The sequence below is a fragment of the Pseudomonadota bacterium genome, from assembly GCA_036141575.1.
Classification (GTDB): Bacteria; Pseudomonadota; Alphaproteobacteria; order UBA2136; family JAPKEQ01; genus JAPKEQ01.
The window spans coordinates 1-25,178 of record JAYZXF010000015.1 but is presented as its reverse complement, the minus strand read 5'-3'; the positions used below and the strand labels follow the sequence as shown (position 1 = coordinate 25,178).

Here is a 25,178-nt window from a genome sequence, read left to right as displayed (position 1 = left end):
CCTGATTAGTTTGAGTGTTCTGCTGATGTGGCATCAAGTGTATCTACACCTTCTGGCACTGGAAGAGCATCAAAGTCTGTTACATCTTCCGCTGTACCGTCAACCATGTCAGGTGCTTCTTCAAGCATTTCCACGTTAAGACCAAGAGCCATCATTTCATGTACAAGTACGTTGAATGACTCAGGAATACCCGCTTCAAAGTTCTGCTCACCACGAACGATCGCTTCGTAAGTCTTCGTACGACCTGATACGTCATCCGATTTCACAGTTAGCATCTCTTGAAGTGTGTAGGCTGCACCGTATGCTTGCAGTGCCCATACTTCCATCTCACCAAAACGCTGACCACCAAACTGGGCTTTACCACCAAGCGGCTGTTGCGTAACGAGTGAGTACGGTCCAATTGAACGTGCGTGAATCTTCTCATCCACTAGGTGGTGTAGTTTCAGCATGTAGATGTAACCTACTGTCGTGCGACGATCAAACGCCTCACCACTGCGGCCATCAAACAGTTGAACCTGACCATCTGTGTCAAGACCAGCTTGGTCTAGAAGCTCAGAGATATCTTTTTCTAGCAGACCGTCAAATACAGGTGTTGCCATTGGCATACCTTTTTGAAGGTTAGAAGCCAGTTCAATGATCTCATCATCACTTAGGGCTTTCAGGCTCTTTGGATCTGTGCCGTCTTTGTACATTGTTTCAAGGTACTTACGGATTTCTTTCACGTCACCATCTGCAAGAAGCGCTTTCACCTTCTTACCAATACCTGCTGCCGCCCAACCTAGGTGTGTTTCAAAGATCTGACCCACGTTCATACGAGATGGTACACCCAGTGGGTTAAGTACGATATCAACGTGCTCACCATCTTCCATGAATGGCATGTCTTCGATTGGGTTTACCTTAGAGATAACACCCTTGTTACCGTGACGACCGGCCATCTTATCACCAGGCTGTAGCTTACGCTTCACAGCGATGTAAACTTTAACCATCTTCAGAACGCCTGGAGACAGCTCATCCGCAGCACGGATCTTCTCGATCTTCTCTTCACGACGCTCATCAAGAGCTTTCACAGCGCTATCAAAGTGAGTCTTAAGGCCTTCTAGGTCTTTCATGAGTTTGTCATCACCGATGGCAATCTTCCACCAGTCAATCTTCTTCATGTCTTCAAGCATATCAACGGTAATTTCTTTACCCTTAGTAATGCCGTCAACTTTGTTTGTAGCCTTCTGGCCAGCAAGGGCATCTCTTAGACGGCCGTAAACGTCCGTTTCAAGAATGCGACGCTCGTCAGCAAGGTCACTGTTTAGCTTTAGAATTTCCTGCTCTTCAATCTCAAGCGTACGGGCGTCTTTTTCACCACCACGACGGTTGAAGACTTTCACACCTACAACAGTACCGATAAGTCCTGGAGGAACGCGAAGAGATGTATCACGTACGTCTGCAGCTTTCTCACCGAAGATCGCGCGAAGAAGTTTTTCTTCCGGCGTCATTGGTGTTTCACCTTTTGGCGTAATCTTACCAACAAGGATGTCACCAGGGTGTACTTCCGCACCAATGCGAATGATACCAGCTTCATCAAGGTTCTTAAGGGCTGCTTCACCTACGTTTGGAATATCACGAGTGATTTCCTCAGCACCAAGCTTCGTGTCACGTGCTTGTACGTCGTACTCATCAATGTGAATCGATGTGAAGACGTCATCACGTACGATGCGCTCAGAGATTAGGATTGAATCCTCAAAGTTGTAACCATTCCATGGCATGAAGGCTACAAGTACGTTACGGCCAAGCGCAAGCTCACCCATATCCGTAGAAGCACCATCGGCCATAATGTCGCCCTTCTTCACAGTGTCGCCCTTGCTCACAAGAGGACGCTGCGTCATGCAACTGTTTTGGTTAGAACGCTTAAATTTGTCCATGCGGTATACGTCTACACCAGAAGCAGAGATATCTACGTCTTCTGTTGCACGTACTACGATACGGTTGGCATCAACACTTTCAACGATACCACCACGCTTCGCAACAACTGTAATACCACTGTCACGCGCTACAATCGCTTCCATACCTGTACCAACTAGTGGTGCATCTGCACGCAATAGAGGAACGGCCTGACGTTGCATGTTCGATCCCATAAGGGCACGGTTCGCATCATCGTTCTCTAGGAATGGAATCAGAGCGGCTGCTACAGATACAATCTGCTTTGGCGCAACGTCCATGTAAGTTACTTCGTCACGAGGTACGAATACAACTTCACCACGCTTACGACAAACAACGAAGTCTTCCGTCATCTTGCCGTCTTTATCAAGAGGGCTGTTTGCCTGTGCAATGTAGTGCTCACCTTCTTCAATGGCACTCATGTAGTGTACTTCGTCAGTTACTTTAGAGTTTGTTACTTTACGGTAAGGTGTCTCGATGAAACCGTACTTGTTCACTTTCGCGTATGTAGAAAGTGAGTTAATCAGACCAATGTTTGGACCTTCAGGTGTTTCAATCGGACAGATACGACCGTAGTGAGTTGTGTGTACGTCACGTACTTCAAAACCAGCACGCTCACGAGTCAGACCACCAGGGCCAAGCGCACTAATACGACGCTTGTGAGTCACCTCAGAAAGCGGGTTTGTTTGGTCCATGAACTGAGACAGCTGAGATGAGCTAAAGAACTCACGCAGTGCTGCACTGAGTGGACGTGCGTTCACAAGGTCATGTGGCATCATTTGTGAAATTTCACTGCTTGCCATACGCTCTTTTACAGAGCGCTCCATACGGAGTAGACCTACGCGGAATTGGTTTTCAAGAAGCTCACCAACACTACGTACACGACGGTTACCAAGGTGGTCAATGTCGTCTACGCTGTCGTTACCATCGCGGATATCAATCAGCTTCTGGATCACAGCGAGGATGTCTTCTTTACGTAGAACGCTGATTTCTTCGCCAAGGTCTTTAAAGCCAAGACGTGCGTTCATCTTCATACGACCAACATCAGAAAGGTCAAAGCGCTCATCATCGAAGAACATTGTTTCGAATAGCTTGCTTGACGCTTCAAGGGTTGGTGGCTCACCTGGGCGCATAACTTTGTAAATTTCAGCAAGCGCTTTTTCACGTGAGTCTGTCTTATCAATTTGAAGCGTGTTACGGATGTAACCACCAACGTTTAGGTGGTCGATCTTCAGGATCTTGAAGCCTTTCAGCTTCATTTCTTCCATCTTCTCGATCATTTCCATAGTGATTTCTGAACCGATTTCGAACAGAACTTCACCTGTTGATTTCTCAACAATCGCTTCACCAAGGTAACGGCCTAGCAGTTGCTCTTTATCTTGAGCGATCCACTTCGTGCCACCTTCTTCAATTTGCTTCATCTTACGCTTCGTTGGCTTCTTACCAGCTTTCACAAGTACATCTTTGCTATCTGCATCGATAAGGTCTTGCTCTAGCTTCACACCCATGTAAAACATTGGCTCAAATGCAAGGGCGAATTTGCCAGACTTAATGCGTACATCTACGTTATCGTAGAATGTTTCTAGGATTTCTTCTTCACTCATTTCAAGAGCACGTAGAACGTAAGTAGCAGGAAGCTTACGACGACGGTCGATACGTACGTACATGTTGTCTTTGTGGTCAAACTCGAAGTCCAACCATGAGCCGCGGAATGGAATCACGCGTGCAGAAAATAGCAGTTTACCAGATGAGTGCGTTGCACCGTTATCATGGTCAAAGAATACACCCGGACTACGGTGCATCTGAGAAACGATTACACGCTCAGTACCGTTAATCACGAATGTACCGTTGTCTGTCATTACAGGAACGTCACACAAGTAAACTTCTTGTTCTTTAATATCTTGAACGCTGCGAGCGCCTGTTTCTTCGTTTTTCTCGTAAACAGTAAGGCGCAGAACCACCTTAAGAGGCGCAGCGAAAGTCATATCACGTTGCAAGCACTCATCAACGTCAAATTTTGGCGCTTCTAGAATGTGTGATACATAGTCAAGTTCAGCAAGGCCTGCACTGTCCTCAATTGGGAACATCGTGCTCAGTGCGCTTTTTACACCAGAGTTAACCTCAGTTGCTTTGCCACCCTTGCCTTTTTTGGCGAAAACTTCGCCAGAAAGAAACTTTTCGAATGATAGTTTTTGAATATCGAGCAGGTTTGGAAGTTCTGCTACAGATTGAATCGAACCGTAGTTCTTGCGGATACGCTTTTTCTCAGTGAACGTATAAGACATGTTATGAGCCACCCTTTGTCTTGTCACATTAATATTAACCTTCGGCATTTCTTGTCTAAAAGTTAGACCCAGTCCGAAATCTGGAGCATTTCTGGTATGCAACCCCCTGCTATTAATTAGGCATGCAGCGTCCTGTATTCAAGAGCTAGAGAAAGAATTCTTTTAAAAACCCCAACTTTTTGCCCTTTTGCTTCTTTTTCAAAAAGCAAAAGCGCTCCAGCGCACCTGACGGCGCACTGGAGAGCAATTATCGTGCCAAAGAACTATTTAAGTTCAACTTTAGCACCAGCTTCTTCAAGCTTCTTCTTCAGTTCTTCAGCTTCTGCTTTAGCAGCGCCTTCTTTAACGACTTGAGGAGCACCTTCTACCATGTCCTTAGCTTCTTTCAAGCCAAGACCAGTGATAGCGCGTACTTCTTTAATCACACCGATTTTGTTGCCACCTGCTTCAGCAAGTACGACATCAAATTCAGTTTTCTCTTCAGCAGCACCAGCGTCGCCACCAGCAGCAGGCATTGCAACTGCAGCAGCTGCAGCAGCGCTTACGCCCCAAGCTTCTTCAAGAAGTTTAGAAAGCTCAGCAGCTTCCATTACTGTTAGAGCTGAAAGCTCTTCTACCATTTTGTTAAGATCAGCCATAGCTGTTTCCTTTCTTAATACGGATTCTTACGTTTATATCTAAAGTTTAATACTTAAGCTTACTCAGGCTTCATTGTCAGTACACGAGCCAGTTTTGCAGCAGGTTCAGCCGAAACACGTGCAATCTTCGTTGCTGGAGCTTGAAGAAGTCCAACAAGAGTTCCACGAAGTTCGTCAAGGCTAGGCATAGAAGCAAGATTCTTCACGCCAGCTGGATCTAGAACCGTATCGCCCATAGCACCACCAAGGATTACGAAATCTTCGTTTTCCTTAGCAAAGCTTTGAGCTACTTTAGCTGCGGCAACTGGATCTTCTGAAAATGACAGAGCTGTTGGGCCCGTCATAAGATCAGAGATGTTAGTGTACGGAGTGCCTTCGAAAGCAATTTTAGCAAGGCGGTTCTTCGCTACTTTAACAGTACCGACTTCACCACGCATGCGAGAGCGTAGATCAGTCATCTTAGCAACTGATAGACCGCGGTAGTGAGCTACCACGACAACGCCTGCATCTTGCAGATTGGTATTAAGCTCAGAAACAAACGCTTGTTTTTGTGCTTTATCCATTGTTTTCTCCATTATGTTTGAGGTCTTTCATGAAACTTTCATTTCATGTCACCCTCAGTCCCAGTTACCTGCCGATAACGCAACGTCCGATTTGGTATAAAACCTATATCTTTTGTTACGCCGTCTCAAGGCGGGCGGACTGCTGTCCAATTAAGCCGTGACCCATGTCACGTCCCATCCCTTCTTCGACAGGGTTGCCCTAAATTATTTAGAGCAGATTGACGACACACCGAAGTGCGCCGTCAAAACTTGTATTATTAGCCGTTTAGTGAAGCCATGTCTACAGGAACACCAGGACCCATCGTAGAAGTCAGAGTCAGCTTGTTCATGTAGTTAGCTTTTAGGCTTGATGGCTTAGAAGCCTTGATGATGTCGTAAACAGCTTGGATGTTTTCAAGAAGTTTCTTGTCATCAAATGATTTCTTACCAACAGCAATGTGGATAATACCGTTTTTCTCAGTCTTGTACTCAAGCATACCCGCTTTAAGATCAGTAACTGCTTTACCTACGTTAGGTGTTACAGTACCAAGTTTCGGGTTTGGCATAAGGCCTTTAGGACCAAGAAGCTTACCGATTTTACCAACAGTTGCCATGCAATCTGGTGCTGCTACAGCGTAGTCAAACTCAAACCAGCCGTCTTGGATTTTCTTCACAAGATCGTCTAGGCCAACCATGTCAGCGCCAGCTTTAGTTGCTTCTTCCACTTTATCGCCTTTAGCAAATACAACAACACGTGCTGTTTTACCAGTACCGTGTGGAAGTGAAATCATACCACGAAGCATTTGGTCAGCGTGACGTGGGTCAACACCCAGGTTAAACGCTAGCTCAACTGTTTCGTCAAATTTAGCAGATGCTGCACCTTTAAGTGCTTTTACTGCTTCATCAATCGCGTACACAGAGTCTTTGTTGATCGCTGTACGGTTTGTTTTTACACGTTTGCTCATGTTCATATCTCCCCGTATTAGCCGTCAATAACCTGAACACCCATTGAGCGGCAGCTACCAGCAAGCATGCTTACAGCGGCGTCAACGTCGTTTGCGTTCAAGTCTTTCATTTTAACTTCTGCGATCTCAGCAAGTTGAGAACGCTTAATTTTACCCACGTAACCTTGAGAAGGCGTTGAAGAACCCTTCTTAAGTTTAGCAGCTTGCTTAATAAGGAAGCTTGCTGGTGGAGTACGCGTTTCAAAAGTGAAGGTACGATCAGCGTAAGCTGTAATCGTCACAGGGATTGGCGTACCAGGCGCCATGCCTTGTGTCTTCGCGTTGAACGCTTTACAAAATTCCATAATGTTTAGACCCTTTTGACCAAGAGCTGGGCCCACTGGTGGGCTAGGGTTGGCTTGACCTGCAGGAACCTGCAGTTTGATGTAGCCTGCGATTTTTTTCGCCATTTCATCTAACTTTCTATTGGTTATCCGCCGTTCGAACGTACATCTCCCATAGACGCACTCCGGCAAACTAAAGGGTTTCATACGCCCTCTGGGCCCAAATGTCAAGTGTGAAATGAGAGAAAGTTCAAAGAAAAATTCATTTGTCAAGAGGGTCGCGGATGGTGCACACTCCTTTTTATGAATTTCGAAACAGCATTATTTATCGGCCTTATCGCCTTAGGCATTGTTTTAGCAAAGCTTCCTTTTGTAAGTCGTCCATTTGACTGGATGGAAACTTTTTTCCATGAGCTGAGCCATGGCCTGGTTGCAACAGTTACGTTCGGCTGGATGAAACGCATCAAACTGAATTGGGATGGCAGCGGCTACTGCGTCACCAGAGGTGGTATTCGTATTTTTGTGCTGCTCGCAGGTTACCTTGGCGCCGTTATAGCTGGCATGGCCATTTACCTTGTAGGCTGGGAAATTGGAAACGGCACATTAACGGCTGTAGATCAAGTTTACGTCCTGCGCATTCTTATTGGCCTCTTTGCTGCTGTCACAATATTTTCAGTGAGAGATCCAATCACACTTCTGATTATGATTCTGATGATATGCGCACTTGGCCTTCCTATTTACTATGCAAACCTACTACACCATTTCCCATGGTACCTAGAGTTTGTAGGGCTTTACATTATGAAAGGTGCACTCATTGCTCCAACTCACCTTATTGATGGTAGACATGTTGGTGATGGCGCAGAGCTCGCTAACATTACCTTTATTCCAGAAATTGTATGGGTGGTGCTTTGGCTCATCTTTGCAGCAGGTGCACTCAGCTACCTCTATCTTCTTAACTTATATCAAAATAAAGCTGAAGCCTGGTTTGTGCTTACTCAAAGCCTGCCATTTTAAGCCGCAAGTTTTTCCAGAACATCTCTCACAGAGATATTTGCAATATCATCCTTTTGCAGAAGCTTCATGAGACTGCCGCGCGGCGCAAATGTTTCAGGGCTACTCCCTTGACCAAAGAGCATGACACCCTCAGCCCCTACAGAGGCTGCCAGATGCGTTGAGCCTGAATCATTCCCTACAACTGCATTAGATGCCCATAGAAGCGCTGCAGACTCATCTGGTGCAAGGTCCATAACCTTTAAGCCATGCCCTGCCTCCTGTTGCACATCATGCAGAAGATCTTTTTCAACAGATGTCCCAAGGAAGACAAGCTGCTCCAGCTCTTTATCAATCTCTTTTGCAAGCTCTGCGTAATGCGGCCAGCGCTTATGCTTCAAGCGCTCAGAAGACCCTGGTAGAAGAACTGTGTATTGCCCCTCATCCAGCGCAAAGCGATCTAGAACACGGTCCACCGTATTGGCATTTACTGAAATTTGCGGCGCAAGCGCAAACGCATCTTCTGCAATATGCAGCCCTTTATTGTGCAGCTCATCCAACACAATATCGCTCACATGCTTATGATCTGGGTGCGTATAAGCACCATACAGGTCTTGCTCAAGTTTGTTTTGGATCCCCATCACCAGTCGCGCATCACCCACTTCAGGCTGCACATCCGCATATACATTTAAATCTACAAGACCATCAAAAGAACCAACAGCATCAAGACCAGCCTGCTTCATGCACGGGAACAAGAAAGAAAGCATCTTCTCATCCCCCTTCATGAGCGAGACATCATACACCTCGTCCAACGCCTCAATAATACCCTTCAATAGAATATAGTCGCCAAAGCCCGCAAGTGGCGCAATGAGCAACTTAAAATCTTTCATGTTTGTCACAGGTCAGTTCCTCCCTAAAAAACCTAACATTTACTTTTGGCGAGATACACAACCCCTAAAACTGACAAAACCCCTCCCTGATGTCAGGAAGGGGTTTTGACGTTTCATATTTAAAGATTAGCGCCTTTCAGTACGACACTCCACACGTCCTGTACGCGTGTTCAGAGCATAAAACTGCCCCGGACCATTACAGCTCGTACCAGAACTTGTACCTGTTGACGTATTACGGCACTCTAAATTACCTGTTGACGCATTAAGCACATATCTCTGAGTACTTGTACAATTTGGTTTCTCTACCGTTCCAGCACTTGCAGTAATACAGCCTTTACCGTCCGCATCTGCATCATTTGGCGCATAAAGCTTAGAGCGATTGGCACATACATTGTGCGCATTGATCTGGTTTGTCAGGTTGTTAATATGCGCATTTGTTGTTGCCTTGTAGTTTGACAGGTCCGTCTCAATTGCGGCTGCACGTGCTTCTGTAACCGTTTTGAACGACCTCATGGCTAAATTCAGCGCACTTACCTGACGGCTTACGCCTTCAGAACCTGCAGAAATCGCATGGGTTTGCGCCGACAGCATCAACACAGCTCCACACATTAAAATTTTTAGTAAACGCATATCGTAACCTCCTATACACCACTCACTTATATCCTTATGAAGGCTAACAAAAAAACTCCCTCAGCAAAAACCCTCTCCTTAATCAGGAGAGGGTTTTCTTCATCGATTAATCTTCATAGCCTAGCAAGCGGCGTTTGCGCAGTTTTCTGAGTGCCAAATACGAACGAGGCCAGCGGTTAATGCCTTCCTCATACATACTCCGGAAAACTTCACCTTGAGCGGCTGCATCTTCAACCGCAATATGGGTATGCGGATAACGCGGGTTTGCCCAAGAGTCTTTCCAAGTGGAGGCTTTCGCATCACGGTAGTGCTGCCCATGGCGCAAGCCCATCAAGTAGGACTGCATATCAACACCAGTGTTTCCAAAGGGGTTTTCAACACCTGCCATAGCAAAAGCATCACTAAACCAGCGAAAATCAAAGGCACCAGGACGTGCCACCGGCACAACTTCGGCTGGGTAGCTTGCCATGCTGCGTATATCTTCAAGCCATCGCACCAAACGCGCCATCCCTTCTTCAATGGGCACTTGGCGATCTTGTGTAGCTTGATAGAGCGCCATATGATGCTCATCCTTAAACCAGAAATTTTTCATGGTATTTTCATCAGGCATCGCGCCTTTTTGCGGGCGAATATTTTCGCTAAAGAAGCTCGACAGACGACGCAAGCCACGGCATTTAAGCCCCCAGCGGCTATTGGCCACAAAGGTATCTGTTACATAGGCGACTGCGCCCAATGACAAAAGGTTGTTCCGATAGGGCGTTGGCCCGTCGGACTCCATATCAACACTGACAAACAGTGTTGAATCAAACATTCTTTCCCAATACATGAGATGTTCCTAAAAAGAGAATAACGAGATAGGCGTATGCCTCCTTTATAAAGGGGGATATACGCCTTTGTAAAATGAAAATTATGTTTTAGGAAGAACGCTGACGCTGCACCTCATAAAGCGCAATACCAGAACTCACTGATACGTTAAGGGACTCAACGCTTCCAACCATAGGAATTTTAGCAAGGTCATCACATGTTTTAGCAACAAGATCGCGAATCCCCTCACCTTCACTGCCCATAACCAGTGCAATTTTACCTGTTAGACGCTTTTCACTGAGTGTTTCAGTTGCTTCACCAGCAAGACCAACCACCCAAAAGCCTGCTTTTTGTAGCTTTTCAATAGCACGGTTCATGTTACCTGCCTGCACAAGAGGAACGGTTTCAAGCGCACCGCTTGCCGCTTTGGCAACCACATCACTCACACCTGCACTGTTATAACTTGGCACAAGCACAGCGCCACAGCCAAAGGCATCAGCACTACGCAGACAGGCACCAAGGTTATGCGGGTCTGTCACTTGATCAAGAACAAGAAGTACATCACTCTCAAGAACGTCCTCAATAAACAGCTCAGGAAGTGGCGCCACACGTGCAGCTACACCTTGGTGCGGACGGCCTTCAAACTTATTATCAAACTCCTGCTTCTTCAAAATCACAGGACGGAACCCGTAGTGTTCAATCCATTCCGCTTGCTGGTCTGTTGCCAGTAGCTCAAGCACGTCACGTTTCCCCTGCGCAAGCACAGCCTCAACCGCATGACGACCAATCAGCCATGACGTACCACTGCCACCGCCACCAGATTTCTTTGGTGCGCCTTTTTTACCGTGAAACTTACCACCTTGTGGCTTTGCTTTACGCTCATGCTTTGGACGGAAACTCATACTTAAACCTTTCTTGTGTGAAGACGTTGTATACCACAACCTTTTCCATCACAAGAATATTTTGCCTTTTCTTTTCAGACCAAGTAAAAATAAAAGGCTTAATAAAAAGCGTTTGCAAAATATCCCCTAGATATTTCTTTTTGAAAAGTGCCGTGTATATCTCCATACATAAGCGCTGAAAAAAGGAAAAGATAGGGTTGAGACTTTTGCAAGCCAGACAATAAAATAAGGATTTTGTGCATGAGCAATGCAGATAAAAACATCTATTATCATACCTATGAGCAACTCGATAAAATTTTAACTGCACAAGAGCCTGAAAGCGCCAAAGCTGGCAACCCTGCCCATGATGAGATGCTGTTTATTGTTGTCCACCAAGCCTACGAGCTTTGGTTTAAGCAAATCCTATTTGAACTCGATGCTGTGTGCCACCTCATGACAGGTGACGATCTCCCTGAGCGTAATATTAGTAAAGCCACTCACTTGCTTGAGCGTGTTCATAAAATCCAAAAGCTCATGCTCAGCCAACTTGATGTTCTTGAAACCATGACACCGCTCGACTTCATGGAATTTAGAGATTACGTGATTCCTGCGTCTGGCTTCCAAAGTTGGCAGTTCCGCATGATTGAAAACCGCCTCGGCATGAAACCTGAACGCCGCGTGCAACTTGGCGACACGCCATACATTGCCTCTCTTAAAGAGCCAGAACAAAAGCGCGTACAAGAATCCCTCAACTCCCCAAGCCTACTTGAGCTTGTAAATGACTGGCTCAGCCGTATGCCTTTCCTCAATATGCAAGATTTTGACTTCTGGGGCGAATACCAAAGTGCTGCTGAAAGCATGTTCAAACAAGATGAAGCGAGCATTCAAACCAACGATACTCTGGATGAAGAGCGCAGAGACCGTGAACTCAAGCGCCTTAAAACAACCAAAGATGCCTTTATGACGATCTTTGATAAATCTTCACATGAAAACATGGTGAAAGAAGGCCGCCGCACATTTACACATAGCGCTTTGCAAGCCTCTATGCTGATTCACCTGTATAGAGACGAGCCGATTTTACACCTGCCTCACCGCTTCCTAACGGCGCTAATGGATATTGACCAAACCTTCACGCTTTGGCGCTACCGCCACATGCTGATGGCGCGCCGTATTATTGGTCAACGCATTGGTACCGGTGGCTCAAGCGGGCATGACTACCTACGTGAAGGTGCTGAGAAGCTCAAGTTCTTCCCCGAACTGTTTGAAATTTCAACATTCTTCATTCCACGCAGAAGCCTTCCAACCCTGCCTGAGCACGTACAAAAAGAAATGGGCTTTGTTTATGGGTAACTTTGCAGAACACTTTAGCCTCTCCCTTAAGCATCACAAAACGGCTTCTGGGCATACCAGCCATTTTGCTGCCCATAGCCATCACCCATGGCCTGATGCAAGCCTTGCAGGCCAAAAGCAAGCTTGGCAGGATGCGGCCGTAAACCTTGATGATAAATGGGATACGGTATTTGGCAGCATTGTGCCAGACGTACAAAAAGGCATCGCGAAGCGCATAGGGTTAAATGAAGCTAACAGCTCCAACATCTGCTTTGCACCCAATACACATGAACTGGTCAACAGGCTTCTCTCTTGCCTGCCAGAAAACCCAACCATTATTTCTTCAGATAGCGAATTCCATAGCTTTAATCGCCAAATGACACGCCTACAAGAAGAGAGCAAAGTCAAATGGATACAAGTACCATCAGAGCCGTTTGACACCTACGAAACTCGCCTCAAAGAAACGCTTCAAACGCAAAAGGCTGATATGGTCTTTCTCAGCCACACCCTCTTTAACAGTGGTTACATCATGCAAGACCTTGAAGGCATTATTGGCGCTATTAATGACAGCGAGACATTTGTGGTGATTGATGGCTACCATAGCTTTATGGCCCTGCCGATCGACTGGACCCCGTTTAAAGACCGCGCTTTCTTCCTTTCTGGTGGTTACAAATACGCCATGAGCGGTGAAGGCTGTTGCTTTATGTACTGCCCCAATAGCTATGGTATGAGACCACGCAACACCGGTTGGTACGCATCCTTTGGTACACTCCAAGCTCAACAGAACAAAACTGAAGTCCCTTATGCCGAAGGCGGTATGCGTTTTATGGGCGCTACATTTGATCCATCGGGCCTATACCGTATGCGCAGCGTATTTAAGTGGATGGACGAGCAAGGCATCACGCCACAAACTGCCAGAACCTATACACAAGAACTTCAGGAGCAGTTTGTAAAGGAGACTCATAACATTAACCTCGGCAAGCTGGTTAACGTTCCAGGAGAGCACACAGGGCAGTTCCTCACCTATGAAAGCCCGAACAGCCCAGAACTATACCAAAAGCTCAAAGAGCAAAATATTCTGACTGATGTACGTGGTGAACGCATTCGCTTTGGGTTTGGTATCTATCACACAAGTGCAGATGTGAGCGCGCTGAGCGACATTCTCCACTCTCTTTAACCCATGCAAAAAGCCCCGCGTTGCGGGGCCTTTTAACATGTACAGTTCAGCTTACGGGTTTGGAGTAACCACAAGCGTAATCGTGTCAGAGTAAGAACCGTTAGCTACACCAAGAGGTGAACCTGTATCCGTTACTGTTACACGAATTGTAGATGTATCACCAGTCGCAGTTACACAGTCATCATCCGTAGTTGTTGCTGTGTTCACTGTGTACGTTGAACCATCATCGAAGGCTGTAAACGCACCCGCACCTAGACGGTCGTTCTGGTATTCAGCGTTGTAAGCAACGTTGTCCGCACCAAGGTTAAGCTGGTAACCAGGACCTGCAGAGTTTGCAGATGTTGGGGCAATGTCGTACTGAGTTGCGTTGTTATAGTACACACATACTGGCGTTGTACCCGTAAGGTTACCACCACCAGGTACGTACTGACCAAGCGCGATATCTACAAGGTTACTGATCTTTACTTCCTCAAGGATATCCATTGTCACAGCAATAGTACCTGTAGAAGTAGGACCTGCAGTACCCTGAGTAGCAGCTTGTGCAGAAGCAGCAGCCATCACACCAGCGCATGTCGCAGAAAGTAGCTTCATAAATTTCATGATTGCATTTCCTTATTATTGTTATTTATTCAAGGCACTGACCTACATGTCTGATACCCAAAACATAAAGCTCCGAAAGAGAGCGATATACTCATTTGCAGAATCACTTGCACGTTAAATGCCAAAACCATAGACCCGCCTTAAGTTTTTCCCTCTTCCTCAAACTTTGCATACGAAAAAAGCCCTGAAAATCAGGGCCTTCGTAAAATAAAAAATATTTTATGGATTTGGCTGAACCACAAACGTGATTGTATCTGTGTAGGTTCCGTTTGGAACACCTAGCGGTGAACCTGTATCTGTTACCGTTACGCGAATATCAGACGTGTCACCACCAGCAGTAATACAGTCATCATCTGTTGTTGTGGCTGTGGTTACAGTATAGGTCACGGTTTCGTTCATATTTGAGTACGCACCTGCACCCAGAGCATCATTACGGTATTCTAGTCCGTAAGGAATATTATTTGCACCAAGGTTCATCTGGTAACCCGGACCAGCTGAATTGGCAGACGTAGCTGTAATATCATATTGAGTTGCATTGTTATAGAACACACAAGCTGGAGACGTTCCAACGACGTCGCCACCGCCGGGAACATACTGGGCAAGGTTCATATCAATAAGATTACTCACTTTAACTTCTTCAAGAACATCCATTGTTACGGCAAGAGTACCTGTAGATGTTTGACCGGCTACTCCTTGGGTAGCAGCTTGAGCGGATGCAGCAGCCATAACGCTGGCGCATGTCGCAGAAAATGTCTTCATGACGTTCATCGCGATTCCTTTTATTATTGTGGCACTTGTCTCGCGTACCTGCTCGATCTATCTGTGCACCTGTATAGGGTAACACATACTTCGCGTTTTACTTGCAAAGTTAATGCCTATATTTTGAATCTATCAGAGAAAAATTATAACTCGTGGAATGATAGGGGTTTTTAGTAAAAAGGCCCCGCCATGCGGGGCCCTTTCAGACATGTACAAATCTTAGCTTACGGGTTTGGAACCACTACAAGCGTAATTGTATCTGAGTACGAACCGTTCGCCACAGGAAGTGGTGAACCAGTATCTGTTACACGCACACGCAGAGTAGACGTACTGTCAGTCGCAGTTACACAGTCATCATCTGTCGTTGTTGCAGTGTTTACAGTGTACACTGTTGTTTCGTTAAATGCCGTAAAGGCACCAGCACCAACACGGTCGTTCTGGAATTCACCAGTGTACGCTACGTTATCAGCACCAAGGTTAAGCTGGTAACCAGGACCTGCAGAGTTTGCAGACGTCGGTGTGATGTCGTATTGGTTTGCGTTGTTATAGTAAACACATACTGGAGAAGTACCTGTAAGGTCACCACCACCTGGTACATACTGACCAAGAGCGATATCCGCTAGGTTACTAATTTTTACTTCTTCAAGAATGTCCATTGTTACAGCAAGGGTACCCGTAGATGTTGGGCCTGCAATACCTTGCGTTGCTGCCTGTGCTGACGCGGCTGCCATTACACCAGCACACGTAGCAGAAAGTAGCTTCATGAGTTTCATCGCGATTTTCCTTTCGTTATTTTTGGCACGTGTCTCACCTACCTGTTCGACACATATGTGCACTAGAGAGAATAACACATTCATATCTCCCATGTGCATCTTTTTCCGACTCCGAAGAGTCAAATTATTATGTTTTTCGTAACAAACTATTACATCCCTGTTGCAGACTTGCACACCACTCCCCCCCTCTAAAAAGCACTCCAAAACCCCTAGTTTTTCAAGCTTTTCCTTTATATTTCAAACCTGTCAGACAACTGTCAGAAATTAAAATGCCCACAAACAAGCCCCCTTAACCATTTCCTGAAAAAACTGTCAGGAGAAAACTAATGTGATTTTTTTTCATATTCCCCATTGACGTATACAGAGAGTTTAGATAAAAGTATTCCTCGTAACCCACAGGCCGGATGGCGAAGTGGTAACGCTGCGGACTGCAAATCCGCCATGCGTGGGTTCGAATCCCACTCCGGCCTCCATTGGTTTCACAACTTAAGGAAGCCAAGGGATACAAAATATTGTTCCGATGTAGCTCAGTTGGTAGAGCAAATGACTGTTAATCATTGGGTCACAGGTTCGAGTCCTGTCATCGGAGCCATTTAAATCCCCCTCAACCGAGGGGGTTTTAATTTTTCTACACATCAAACGGCCAACGTCAGCACCAACAGCCAGAGGCAGAACTAGAGCAATTGCGATCAGCACTTTTTGGGGTGTAGTAGCCTTCTAAAAAAAGCAAACACCCCGCCAATAGCGGGGTGTTTTCGATTTTCAGAGCAGATACAGCGTCAAAGGGCTCAAGAAGCCAATCACGCCGAGCCACCCCCCAATATGGTTGACACCACGGTGGGATGGGGCGTTCCGGTCAAAGGCTGTCACAGCCAGGCACATGCAACCGATCATATAGCCGCCGCCAATAATCATGATGCACCCAATAGAGATCGTCACCCTAAAGGCCTCTATAAACGTCCATGAAGAAACCTCCATAAACGCCACAGCAGTGCCCACAAGAACTGCCAGAAGCAAAAGAGTGACCAGATAGCCAAATGCTTCACGAAGCATCTTGCTAATGATTCTGAACGTGTCTTTCACTTGTGCTTGATAAGTCATATCTTTTTTCTCCAAGAAAAAGCATTCCCTCGTTCCCAGAAGAGGAACGATCAAAAGGAACACAAAGTAAGCAAGTCAAGCTTGCATTACTCTTTTATGGAAATCTCCATTAATCATAAACTTACAGCAGAAGAACAGCCGCAAGCCCTAAGAAAGCAAAGAATCCACCCACATCTGTAATGGTGGTGAGAAGAACACCAGAAGAGACTGCAGGGTCTTTACCGAGCTTATTAAGTGTCACAGGAATCAAATACCCTGCAATAGCAGCCAGCACATGCACAATCACCGTTGCAGTGGCAATCACCACACCGAGCATGAAGTTGCCGTAAACCAGCCATGCGCCAATCGCGAGAAGAAATGCGAGGAATAAACCATTAAAACTGCCAACCGTGAGCTCTTTCTTAAGGAGCATGAAGGCATTTTGCCATGTCACCTGCCCCATACCAATAGCACGAACAGTCACCGTTAAAGTCTGCGTGCCTGCGTTACCGCCCATACTCGCTACAATCGGCATAAGTACCGCAAGCGCAACAAGTGTTGCAATTTGCTCTTCAAACAGGGCAATAACAAGAGAGGCAAGAACCGCTGTAAATAAGTTTACAATCAACCACGGCAGTCGCTGCCTTGTAATATCTGCGACAGGAGCAAACACATCTTGAGACCCATCAAGACCAGCACTTCTCAGCTGCTCTTTCTCATGACGTTCTTCAACTTCATCAATGACATCATCAATAGTAATCATACCCACCAGACGCCCTGCTTCATCCACTACAGCACAGTCAATCAGGTCATACTTTTCAAACTTTTCAATTACGCCGTCTACATCTTCACTTGTAAGAGAGCGATATGTGTTCTGACGCATGACATCTAGAAGCTTATCTTTCGCCTTTAAACGCACCAAACGAGAAAGGGAAATACTCCCTACCAACACGCTATCTGGAGAAGTGATAAAGACACTATGAATATTATCAGGCAAATTATCGTGCGGCTTTTGGAAATCCGCCATCACGTCGCCAACTGTCCAATCCAGTGGAACTTTGTAAACCTCAAGCTGCATGAGGGATCCAGCTGTATTTTCTTCATATTTAACCAGCTGTTTTTCTTCTTTAGAAAGCGCTTTAATGGCTTTTTCAGCAACCTCACCATCCATATTCTGGACGATATCAACAACATCATCACTATCTAGTTGTTTAAAAGCCTGTTTAAGGTCTTTATTCGCGAGTTGCTCAACAAGCCCTTCTTGCGCCGCATCAGATGTCTCAGAAAGCACTTCCCCTAATACATCTTTGGGAATGCACGGTACAATTAACTCACGCTTCTCTGGTGGAAGCTTATCAATCAGCTCGGCAATATCACTCGGGTGAAGAGTAAGAAGAACTTCAACAACGCTTCCAGCCTGGTCTTCCTCACGTAAAGCGTCCCAAACCTCTTTATAAAGCGTGTCTGTTAAGGGCTGAAAGTCATGGCGTGCTTGTTTAGGATCTGATGGCGCTGTCATGATCTTCCCTCCTCAATCTCGTTCTTGTTATATGTATAGACGTAAATCTTGTACTTAGATGCCACTAAGCTAACAAGGAATGCCGCTGTTTTCAAGGGGGTTATAAAGGCAAGCCACAAAAAGCGCCCCCTACTGTTGCAGGGGGCGCTCTATTCGATTTTATGCCTTAAAACAGGCGTGCTTTCAGTTCAACCCACAAGGACTGCCAGCGTGTATCACTGATTTGGTATTGGCGAATGCGACAAAACGGATCATTCAACACAGGAATGTGACGAACACCTTCCATATCGCGAATGATATGTTCAATGTGCATCAACAGAAGCGGTTGCATAACTTCTTGTGGAAAGCCATGAGAGAGGCCCTCAGCCACAAGTTCAGGCGCAATTTTCATACCGTTGTGCGCTGACGGCGGAACATCCATATAGATCGCATCTTCCATGGATGTAAAAGGCGTTTCATACACCTCTGGTGTCACGGCCTGATAGACCCCAATCGGCGTATCATTCAGTGTCATACGAACCGTATAAAGCATGCCATCCAGCGCCGGTGTTTTCACAAGAACGGATGTGAGCGTATTCATCAAGGAGACTCCTTTGAAAAGAAAACGGAAAGATAGGGTGAAAGTATCCTTGTTATAGCATGAAGTTAACCTCTACACAACAATGTATACACGCCTATTTATGAGCAGATATCTCTAAAATACTTGGCCAAGGCTTTTGCGTGATAGACTTTAAACTCCCCTGCCCCCACCAAACAATCATATTTACGCCCTGCTCTTTGGAAACACGTACCATGTGGCTTAGCTCTTCATAAGTTGGTGCATTAACATAAGCCCTCAACTTTTCAGGAACTGTTCTTTTCAAAAACGCCTCATCATATAAATCATCATAAGAAAATCCTTGAAGAACCATCAAGTGCTCTTTATCCCCTAGGTTTTCCTGCATCCAGTGTACATACTCCGCTACAGCAGTCGCACCTTCATAGCTTTTCAATTTATTTTTGGGCGTTGCTACCTGCGCCACAAGAGCTGGTACTGGATATACATCAAACCCAACAATATCAGAAAATACTGAAAACTCTTTCACCTTATCTAAATACGCCTCTGTAAGTTTTACAGTTTGAAACTGAGGTTTATCTAGCACAATAGGTGCATGCACCATTAGAACAGGAATCTCTGGTGCAATGCGCTTAACATGCTTATATAAATGCTCCACCTCACCTAAAGTTTTTCCATGTAACACAGCTTCATCATAGCTTGTAATGCCTGCAATATTCTCGACACCTCCAGCACAAGAAATCACTTTCTGTAAAGGGTCTTGAGAAACATTTGAGTTCATTGAACCTATTGTAGGATAAAGAATTTCAGTAGGTAATATAAGTTTTATACCATAGGCTTTTAAGGATTTAAAAGCCGTACCTTCTGATGAACAATTTGCCCCAAATAAAGCTTCATACCCATATGATTTTGCTTTTGGTATTTCCTGATACTGAAACGTTGGAAAGAACGTATGAATGCTATTTTCACTTAAATGCTGAAAAAGCTTATTCCAATCCGCCTCTTTTACCAAAGGCCGAGGTGCCCCTGCTGCAACAAAATTTATTGAAAAAGCAGAGGTATGCATGAGTACGGAAATGCATACCCCAACAATAATTTTGAAAATACAGCTGATCTTTTACCCCTCTTGCTTGGCACTGGCCTCTACAACAGCAAGGGCTGTCATATTCACAATTTGGCGCACGCTGGCACTTACATTTAGAATATGCACAGGCTTTTCCATACCCAGAAGGATCGGCCCAACCGTCTCCCCGCTACGCATAATGCTGCGCACCATGTTAAAGGCAATATTGGCACTGTCTAGGTTTGGCATCATCAATACGTTTGCAGGCTCAGTCAGCTGACTATCAGGGAATGTACGTTCCATAATTTCCATGTTCAGAGCGGCGTCTGCCTGCATCTCACCCTCAACCAGAATCTCAGGATGATTATCACGGATCAAACGGTACGCCTGACGCATTTTCTCTGCGCTTGCATTTTCATGAGAGCCAAAGTGAGAGTGACTCAGCAGCGCAAAACGAGGCTCCATACCAAAGTGCTTCACTTCTTCATGTGCAAGGCGCGTCATCTCAGCAATTTGCTCAGGTGAAGGATCTACATTCACGTTGGTATCCCCAATAAAGAACATACGCCCTTTATGCATAACCAATTGAAGAGCATACAAGTTTTGCACTCCGTCACGGGCTTTAATAATCGGCTGAATGGCGCGGGCAAACTTACTAAAACGACCTGTTACACCAACTACCATGGCATCTGCATCGTTCTCATGTAGCATTACAGCGCCAAGGGCTGTCCAGCGGCTACGTAGAGCAATTGCGGCTTCAGGTGGCAGCATTCCGCTACGTTTACGCATGCCGTAATAAATCTCGGCGTAATGGTCGAGTTTGTCGTAAGTGTTTGGGTCAATAAACTCAAAGTCTTTACCCGGTTTAATCGTAACACCTGAAGCTTTCAACTGTTCTTTGACAATCTTTTCACGGCCAATAATAATTGGTTTTGCAATGCCTTCATTAATCACCTGCTGTGCGGCACGAAGCACACGCGGATCTTCGCCCTCAGGGAAGATGACACGTTGTGGGTTGCTTTTTGCCTTCATAAAGACTTGGCGCATAATGCCAAAACTTTCATCCACACGGCCACGCAAGCTCTCTGTGTATGCGGCAATATCAGCTAATGGCTTGCGAGCAACACCACTCTCCATCGCAGCCTTTGCCACAGCTGGAGACACTACGCTCAATAGGCGCGGATCAAACGGTTTCGGAATAATATACTCAGGGCCAAACTTCAGCTGCTCAGCGTTCTTGTAGCTACTCACAAGGCTATGGTCTGCTGTTTGACGTGCAAGGCCAGCAATGGCTTCTGCCGCTGCAATCTTCATTTCATCGTTAATACACGTGGCTTCAACATCAAGGGCACCACGGAACATGTACGGGAAGCACAGCACGTTGTTAATTTGGTTCGGGAAGTCACTACGACCTGTCCCTACAATCGCATCTGGACGGGCTTTCTTTGCAACGTCTGGCATAATCTCTGGTGTTGGGTTTGCCATAGCAAAGATCACAGGGTTCTTCGCCATTTTCTTCACCATAGACTCTTTCAGAACATTCCCAACAGAAACACCGAGGAACACATCCGCACCGTCAATCACTTGCTCAAGTTTGCGCTTCTTGGTCTTCACCGCAAACTCTTCAATATATGGGTTCATTTGCTCACGACCTTGATAGATCACACCATCAATATCCACCATGGTGATGTTCTTCTTCGGCACGCCCCACGCATGGAGCATCTTCATGCAGGCAAGGCCAGCAGCCCCTGCACCATTACACACCACTTTAAGCGATGATTTTTTCTTCTTATTCAGTTTTGTGGCGTTAATAATCGCCGCTAGGAAGATGATCGCCGTACCGTGCTGGTCATCATGGAAAACTGGAATATCGAGTTTCTCTTGAAGCTTCTTTTCTACAATAAAGCACTCTGGCGCTTTAATATCTTCTAGGTTAATACCGCCAAATGTTGGCGCAATACCGGCGCAAATATCAACAAGCTTGTCAGGGTCATCTTCGTTGACTTCAATATCAAAGCAATCCACCTGTGCGAAGTTTTTGAAGAGGACCGCTTTCCCTTCCATCACAGGCTTACTGGCCAGTGGACCAATGTTACCCAGCCCGAGGACTGCCGTACCGTTGGTAATCACAGCAACCAAGTTGCTCTTTGTTGTGAGAAGACCTGCCTGAGAAGGGTCGTCTTTAATCACATTACACACATCTGCCACTCCCGGCGTGTAAGCAAGGCTCAAATCATCCTGAGTAATCAAAGGCTTAGATGGGAAAACCTCCAATTTTCCTGGCTTTGGAAGTGAGTGATACGCAAGAGCATCAATAGATGTTTTAGGTGTCTTTTTCGGCATGTTCTTATTTCTTTTTTGCGGTTAACCGTATTCACTATAACGAAAAGCGCCCCCTATCCCAATCTAGAACCTCATTTTTACCCAATTGTACGCCAAAGGTTGACACTAGAATGCAACAGAGACTATACAAGGATATTCTCTACCTGTTTTCCTTTCCTCTGACATATTGGAGATACATAATGCTTCTCGTGAACACTTCCCAAGACGGCGTCACCTTCTTCAACAGCATGGATGAAATTCCAACGGATACCAAACCTCAAAAGCTCGCCATGAGCGTTGTTATGGGTTATACCAACGACAAACCTGAAGGTGCTGATGGTGAAGATTCAGATGTAACCAAAGATGATGTAACGCGCTTTCAAATGAATAAAGAAAAAGAGTTGGCGCGTGAAAATTTGCTGCAAGACATTGCTTCTTGTAATGGCTGTAACGCTGTCATCATTGAATCTGCCCAATTTGAAACAATCAATAGTAGCGCCACTGCGTTTATTATCAGGGCAACCCTGCTGAATGTGCGCCCAGCCTAAATCGATTTCAGAGAAAAGCACTATTACGGTGCTTTTCTTTTTTTGTACTCCTGCTTGACACCTCCTACCCTCAGCAGGTATCCATAGAGTGATAAAGATCTTATTCCCTTTCTTCTCTATCTCGGAGAAAACCCTATGACAACATATCACTCCACCTATTCAGTCCTGTTCAGACAGCTGTACGTTAAGCCTGGAGGTTCTTTTTCATGAAATTGAATTTTTCTCGAAGAAATTTTCTGGCCTTTGGTGCCGCTACTGCAGCCCTTGCCGCGGCTTCCCCGGCTCTGGCCAGCACAGCTGAAGCTGAGCGTCACCTGCAGAACTTGTTTGCAGCGATGACCCAAGCTGTCACGAAGCCTGCTGGAGAACGCACAAGTCGCTTTGAGCGCATTCTCACCCAATTTGGTGATATGAGAAGCCTTGCGCATAATGCACTTGGTCGCGAGATCAGAAGCCTGAACCCAAGCCAAATTCAACAGTTTACAACTGCATTTAAAACCTACATGGCTAAAAAGTATGGCCGTGCACTGGCAAAACAGCGCATTAATGGCCTAACCATTGAAAGCAGCGCGATTAAACATGATCGCCGTGGCACCCCTTACTTTTTGATTAAAGCCAAGGTGCACCGCTCTGGTAAAGGCTCGGTGAACGCAGAATTTAAGCTCACCAATACTTATAAGTTCTTCAACATGGCGATTGAAGGCATCAACATGCTTCTTTCTGAACGACGCGCCATTGCAGATATCTTCGATCAGCAGCCCCATTTTAATGCTGTTCTTGAAGCACTGCGCAAAGGCTAAACGACAAGAAAACACCCCGCTGTCTGCGGGGTGTTTTTCATGCTTACCTGTTACGTTAAGGGCAACATACCGGGTAGGGTTTAGGTAAGATGAAACGGTTTACTCTTCTTGTTCAAGCATTTCCCAGCGCTGCTCTTCACGTACTTCTTGAATATGTGGGGCCGCCTCTTCAGTCTCAACCACTGGCATACCAATCACAACATCACCAATGTTCACTTCCCCGTACTGCATAGCAAGATGGTAGTTCATGGCAATATCTGAAAAGGCCGCAGAATCAAACATTTTAGCAGCTCCCAGAGCTTCAATGGTTTCAAAGTCCACCACTTTTGCCTGTTCAGGGAGCCCGTCCACATAACCAATTGTAGAAACAATGATGGATCCACCTGGACAAAATAGCACAACGCTTTGCGCCACTTTCTCTTGAGAACCTGCATGACTCTCCACCTCTTGCGGGTCGGCATAGATTGGGAAGATTCCGTTTTCATTTAGTGAAGCCACTTTATTGGTCAAGCAAGCAATCACATCTCTCATTTCAGGAACAGCGCCCATACGACGGACAGGAATCTCAATGTTCCCTCTCATAGCAAACGCGGCCTGCGCACGACCCATAATGCTATTTTTCTGCCTTTCCTTTTGCGTTTGAGCTCTCTCATATTCTGCTGTTTGCAACTCGGCACGCTGCTTGTAATAATTCACCACCATTTTTGCCAATGTTTGCCCTACCATATATGTCACCCTTCTCTTTTTCTCGTTAAGCCTGCCTTATGCCGCTGTTGCACCCACGTGCATATGTTCAATTTCAACGCCCTTGCCCTTTGTATAGAGCAAGTAGTTATGGAAAATCTCTTTTTGAGCCGTCGGCCCAAAGCGGTCAGAACGAATGAGGTGTCTCAGCGTATCAAACGCAGCAACATCCGCGTACACAGGACGCGTCCCCTCATAGCCAATACGTGACGCAATGACAGAACCGTCAAAGCAGAGAATTACGGATTCTTGAATTGATGAGTAATAAATAGAATTGGCATCAACCAATAGTTCTTTTGGGTTTGCGTAAATTAAACGCATGCCCTTGTTCTTAAATTTAGAAGGCTCTTGCTCCACAAGCTGTGGAACAACATCCCCAAGCTCGGGCACACTTTCAATTGGGAAACCAGGATTCTCAGGTTCACCAACAAGGCCAACCAATGCTTCTGCTTTATGAATAAGACCGTGCGATACATGCACATAATGTTGATAGTCCTCAACATTCTTTTCAAACTGCTCATGCATTTGCTGTGTCGCAGCTTCATAGTACCCAACAATAGAGTCAGCAATGGTTTTTGTGAACATAGGTGCACCTCACAAGTTACGTATTGGTTTTGTTAATAACCTACGTACTTATGAAAAAATTATTCTATGTCCCTTAGGCAAAAAATGTCAGGCCAGAAAAAAGCTGACACCTATTTATAAGCGAACTGCAAAACACCATCACGAATCACATCAGAAGGCGCTTCATGCTTAAAGAAGCCAAGGTTTGTCACACCGTCGGTATCCATTAAATAAATGTATGAACTGTGGTTCAGAAGGTAGTTACCAAGCGCATCTAAATCAGAGCGCTCATCCTTGGCGTAATACACTTTGTAGACTTTTGCCATGTTCTTAATATTTTCTTGTGAACCCGTAAGGCCAATAAAGTCTTCACTAAAGTTTGGAAGGTAGTGTGCAAGCAAGCTCGGGTCATCACGCTCAGGGTCAACCGTTACAAACACAAGGTTGACTTTCTCTTGCACTTCTTC

The 25,178-nt window shown here is 45.7% G+C and carries 25 protein-coding genes and 2 tRNA genes; 7 read left to right on the top strand and 20 right to left on the bottom strand.

Annotated elements, in window-relative coordinates; translation table 11 throughout:
* Positions 1-5: 5 nt before the first annotated feature.
* The 5 genes from rpoB to rplK form a co-directional block, all read right to left on the bottom strand.
* Positions 6-4,214, bottom strand: a complete 4,209-nt coding sequence (gene rpoB / locus VX730_06695) for a DNA-directed RNA polymerase subunit beta (protein ID MEC9292071.1) — start codon at positions 4,212-4,214, stop codon at positions 6-8.
* A gap of 263 nt (positions 4,215-4,477) precedes the next feature.
* Complete coding sequence (gene rplL / locus VX730_06690; protein MEC9292070.1) at positions 4,478-4,852, bottom strand: 50S ribosomal protein L7/L12; 375 nt, start codon at positions 4,850-4,852, stop codon at positions 4,478-4,480.
* Between the two features lie 59 nt (positions 4,853-4,911).
* Entirely contained in the window at positions 4,912-5,415 is a 504-nt protein-coding gene (gene rplJ, locus VX730_06685) for a 50S ribosomal protein L10 (GenBank protein ID MEC9292069.1), read from the bottom strand.
* Positions 5,416-5,672: 257 nt separating this feature from the next.
* On the bottom strand, positions 5,673-6,365 hold the full coding sequence (rplA, locus tag VX730_06680) for a 50S ribosomal protein L1 (protein MEC9292068.1): 693 nt from the start codon (positions 6,363-6,365) through the stop codon (positions 5,673-5,675).
* A gap of 11 nt (positions 6,366-6,376) precedes the next feature.
* A complete protein-coding gene (rplK, locus tag VX730_06675; GenBank protein ID MEC9292067.1) occupies positions 6,377-6,808 on the bottom strand; it encodes a 50S ribosomal protein L11 in 432 nt (143 codons plus the stop codon).
* Between the two features lie 177 nt (positions 6,809-6,985).
* On the opposite strand from rplK, the gene VX730_06670 reads away from it, so the two are divergent.
* Entirely contained in the window at positions 6,986-7,696 is a 711-nt protein-coding gene (locus VX730_06670; GenBank protein ID MEC9292066.1) for a M50 family metallopeptidase, read from the top strand.
* Here VX730_06670 and VX730_06665 read toward each other — a convergent pair.
* The 4 genes from VX730_06665 to rlmB all read right to left on the bottom strand — a co-directional run bounded on the left by VX730_06665 (position 7,693) and on the right by rlmB (position 10,898).
* On the bottom strand, positions 7,693-8,562 hold the full coding sequence (locus VX730_06665) for a glycosyltransferase family 9 protein (protein MEC9292065.1): 870 nt from the start codon (positions 8,560-8,562) through the stop codon (positions 7,693-7,695). The genes VX730_06670 and VX730_06665 overlap by 4 nt on opposite strands.
* Before the next feature lie 126 nt (positions 8,563-8,688).
* Complete coding sequence (locus tag VX730_06660; GenBank protein MEC9292064.1) at positions 8,689-9,192, bottom strand: hypothetical protein; 504 nt, start codon at positions 9,190-9,192, stop codon at positions 8,689-8,691.
* Positions 9,193-9,298: 106 nt separating this feature from the next.
* Positions 9,299-10,018, bottom strand: coding sequence for a hypothetical protein (locus VX730_06655; protein ID MEC9292063.1), 720 nt, complete (start codon positions 10,016-10,018; stop codon positions 9,299-9,301).
* 88 nt (positions 10,019-10,106) lie between these two features.
* Entirely contained in the window at positions 10,107-10,898 is a 792-nt protein-coding gene (gene rlmB / locus VX730_06650; protein ID MEC9292062.1) for a 23S rRNA (guanosine(2251)-2'-O)-methyltransferase RlmB, read from the bottom strand.
* A 240-nt stretch (positions 10,899-11,138) separates the two neighbouring features.
* Here rlmB and VX730_06645 point away from each other — a divergent pair, with 240 nt between their 5' ends.
* Complete coding sequence (locus VX730_06645) at positions 11,139-12,227, top strand: tryptophan 2,3-dioxygenase family protein (GenBank protein MEC9292061.1); 1,089 nt, start codon at positions 11,139-11,141, stop codon at positions 12,225-12,227.
* Positions 12,220-13,383 (top strand): aminotransferase class V-fold PLP-dependent enzyme, encoded by a 1,164-nt coding sequence (locus VX730_06640; protein MEC9292060.1) that lies wholly within the window; start codon positions 12,220-12,222, stop codon positions 13,381-13,383. Before VX730_06645 ends, VX730_06640 begins: the two co-directional genes overlap by 8 nt.
* A 51-nt stretch (positions 13,384-13,434) precedes the next feature.
* On the opposite strand, the gene VX730_06635 is transcribed toward VX730_06640, so the two are convergent.
* The 3 genes from VX730_06635 to VX730_06625 all read right to left on the bottom strand — a co-directional run bounded on the left by VX730_06635 (position 13,435) and on the right by VX730_06625 (position 15,515).
* Complete coding sequence (locus tag VX730_06635; protein MEC9292059.1) at positions 13,435-13,983, bottom strand: hypothetical protein; 549 nt, start codon at positions 13,981-13,983, stop codon at positions 13,435-13,437.
* A gap of 219 nt (positions 13,984-14,202) precedes the next feature.
* Complete coding sequence (locus VX730_06630; GenBank protein MEC9292058.1) at positions 14,203-14,742, bottom strand: hypothetical protein; 540 nt, start codon at positions 14,740-14,742, stop codon at positions 14,203-14,205.
* 224 nt (positions 14,743-14,966) lie between these two features.
* Complete coding sequence (locus VX730_06625) at positions 14,967-15,515, bottom strand: hypothetical protein (protein MEC9292057.1); 549 nt, start codon at positions 15,513-15,515, stop codon at positions 14,967-14,969.
* Between the two features lie 398 nt (positions 15,516-15,913).
* On the opposite strand from VX730_06625, the gene VX730_06620 reads away from it, so the two are divergent.
* Positions 15,914-15,988, top strand: a tRNA-Cys gene (locus tag VX730_06620).
* Positions 15,989-16,031: 43 nt separating this feature from the next.
* Positions 16,032-16,107, top strand: a tRNA-Asn gene (locus VX730_06615).
* A 170-nt stretch (positions 16,108-16,277) separates the two neighbouring features.
* On the opposite strand, the gene VX730_06610 is transcribed toward VX730_06615, so the two are convergent.
* The 5 genes from VX730_06610 to VX730_06590 form a co-directional block, all read right to left on the bottom strand.
* The gene (locus VX730_06610) at positions 16,278-16,616 is read right to left on the bottom strand and encodes a hypothetical protein (protein ID MEC9292056.1); all 339 of its coding nucleotides are present in this window, start codon (positions 16,614-16,616) and stop codon (positions 16,278-16,280) included.
* Positions 16,617-16,737: 121 nt separating this feature from the next.
* A complete protein-coding gene (gene mgtE / locus VX730_06605) occupies positions 16,738-18,114 on the bottom strand; it encodes a magnesium transporter (GenBank protein ID MEC9292055.1) in 1,377 nt (458 codons plus the stop codon).
* A gap of 166 nt (positions 18,115-18,280) precedes the next feature.
* The gene (locus VX730_06600) at positions 18,281-18,694 is read right to left on the bottom strand and encodes a hypothetical protein (protein ID MEC9292054.1); all 414 of its coding nucleotides are present in this window, start codon (positions 18,692-18,694) and stop codon (positions 18,281-18,283) included.
* 94 nt (positions 18,695-18,788) lie between these two features.
* The gene (locus VX730_06595; GenBank protein MEC9292053.1) at positions 18,789-19,736 is read right to left on the bottom strand and encodes a hypothetical protein; all 948 of its coding nucleotides are present in this window, start codon (positions 19,734-19,736) and stop codon (positions 18,789-18,791) included.
* A 51-nt stretch (positions 19,737-19,787) separates the two neighbouring features.
* The gene (locus VX730_06590) at positions 19,788-22,076 is read right to left on the bottom strand and encodes an NADP-dependent malic enzyme (GenBank protein ID MEC9292052.1); all 2,289 of its coding nucleotides are present in this window, start codon (positions 22,074-22,076) and stop codon (positions 19,788-19,790) included.
* A gap of 188 nt (positions 22,077-22,264) precedes the next feature.
* Between VX730_06590 and VX730_06585 the strand changes: the two genes are divergently transcribed.
* Entirely contained in the window at positions 22,265-22,603 is a 339-nt protein-coding gene (locus tag VX730_06585; protein ID MEC9292051.1) for a hypothetical protein, read from the top strand.
* 206 nt (positions 22,604-22,809) lie between these two features.
* Positions 22,810-23,403 carry an ABC transporter substrate-binding protein gene (locus VX730_06580; GenBank protein MEC9292050.1) on the top strand — a complete coding sequence of 198 codons (594 nt, stop codon included), beginning with the start codon at positions 22,810-22,812 and terminating at the stop codon, positions 23,401-23,403.
* A 99-nt stretch (positions 23,404-23,502) separates the two neighbouring features.
* Here the strand turns inward: VX730_06580 and VX730_06575 are convergent, their stop codons facing one another.
* The 3 genes from VX730_06575 to VX730_06565 all read right to left on the bottom strand — a co-directional run.
* Entirely contained in the window at positions 23,503-24,129 is a 627-nt protein-coding gene (locus VX730_06575; protein ID MEC9292049.1) for a hypothetical protein, read from the bottom strand.
* 36 nt (positions 24,130-24,165) lie between these two features.
* Positions 24,166-24,732: a hypothetical protein gene (locus VX730_06570; protein ID MEC9292048.1), complete on the bottom strand. Its 567-nt coding sequence runs from the start codon at positions 24,730-24,732 to the stop codon at positions 24,166-24,168.
* A 110-nt stretch (positions 24,733-24,842) separates the two neighbouring features.
* Positions 24,843-25,178: SCO family protein (locus VX730_06565; protein MEC9292047.1), on the bottom strand; the 336-nt coding region annotated here is incomplete at its 5' end.

Bases quoted from the DNA above. Each gene is read 5' to 3' on its own strand.
- rpoB (MEC9292071.1), bottom strand. From the start codon at position 4,214: ATGTCTTATACGTTCACTGAGAAAAAGCGTATCCGCAAGAACTACGGT.
- rplL (MEC9292070.1), bottom strand. From the start codon at position 4,852: ATGGCTGATCTTAACAAAATGGTAGAAGAGCTTTCAGCTCTAACAGTA.
- rplJ (MEC9292069.1), bottom strand. From the start codon at position 5,415: ATGGATAAAGCACAAAAACAAGCGTTTGTTTCTGAGCTTAATACCAAT.
- rplA (MEC9292068.1), bottom strand. From the start codon at position 6,365: ATGAACATGAGCAAACGTGTAAAAACAAACCGTACAGCGATCAACAAA.
- rplK (MEC9292067.1), bottom strand. From the start codon at position 6,808: ATGGCGAAAAAAATCGCAGGCTACATCAAACTGCAGGTTCCTGCAGGT.
- VX730_06670 (MEC9292066.1), top strand. From the start codon at position 6,986: ATGAATTTCGAAACAGCATTATTTATCGGCCTTATCGCCTTAGGCATT.
- VX730_06665 (MEC9292065.1), bottom strand. From the start codon at position 8,562: ATGAAAGATTTTAAGTTGCTCATTGCGCCACTTGCGGGCTTTGGCGAC.
- VX730_06660 (MEC9292064.1), bottom strand. From the start codon at position 9,192: ATGCGTTTACTAAAAATTTTAATGTGTGGAGCTGTGTTGATGCTGTCG.
- VX730_06655 (MEC9292063.1), bottom strand. From the start codon at position 10,018: ATGTATTGGGAAAGAATGTTTGATTCAACACTGTTTGTCAGTGTTGAT.
- rlmB (MEC9292062.1), bottom strand. From the start codon at position 10,898: ATGAGTTTCCGTCCAAAGCATGAGCGTAAAGCAAAGCCACAAGGTGGT.
- VX730_06645 (MEC9292061.1), top strand. From the start codon at position 11,139: ATGAGCAATGCAGATAAAAACATCTATTATCATACCTATGAGCAACTC.
- VX730_06640 (MEC9292060.1), top strand. From the start codon at position 12,220: ATGGGTAACTTTGCAGAACACTTTAGCCTCTCCCTTAAGCATCACAAA.
- VX730_06635 (MEC9292059.1), bottom strand. From the start codon at position 13,983: ATGAAATTTATGAAGCTACTTTCTGCGACATGCGCTGGTGTGATGGCT.
- VX730_06630 (MEC9292058.1), bottom strand. From the start codon at position 14,742: ATGAAGACATTTTCTGCGACATGCGCCAGCGTTATGGCTGCTGCATCC.
- VX730_06625 (MEC9292057.1), bottom strand. From the start codon at position 15,515: ATGAAACTCATGAAGCTACTTTCTGCTACGTGTGCTGGTGTAATGGCA.
- VX730_06610 (MEC9292056.1), bottom strand. From the start codon at position 16,616: ATGACTTATCAAGCACAAGTGAAAGACACGTTCAGAATCATTAGCAAG.
- mgtE (MEC9292055.1), bottom strand. From the start codon at position 18,114: ATGACAGCGCCATCAGATCCTAAACAAGCACGCCATGACTTTCAGCCC.
- VX730_06600 (MEC9292054.1), bottom strand. From the start codon at position 18,694: ATGAATACGCTCACATCCGTTCTTGTGAAAACACCGGCGCTGGATGGC.
- VX730_06595 (MEC9292053.1), bottom strand. From the start codon at position 19,736: ATGCATACCTCTGCTTTTTCAATAAATTTTGTTGCAGCAGGGGCACCT.
- VX730_06590 (MEC9292052.1), bottom strand. From the start codon at position 22,076: ATGCCGAAAAAGACACCTAAAACATCTATTGATGCTCTTGCGTATCAC.
- VX730_06580 (MEC9292050.1), top strand. From the start codon at position 22,810: ATGAAATTGAATTTTTCTCGAAGAAATTTTCTGGCCTTTGGTGCCGCT.
- VX730_06575 (MEC9292049.1), bottom strand. From the start codon at position 24,129: ATGGTAGGGCAAACATTGGCAAAAATGGTGGTGAATTATTACAAGCAG.
- VX730_06570 (MEC9292048.1), bottom strand. From the start codon at position 24,732: ATGTTCACAAAAACCATTGCTGACTCTATTGTTGGGTACTATGAAGCT.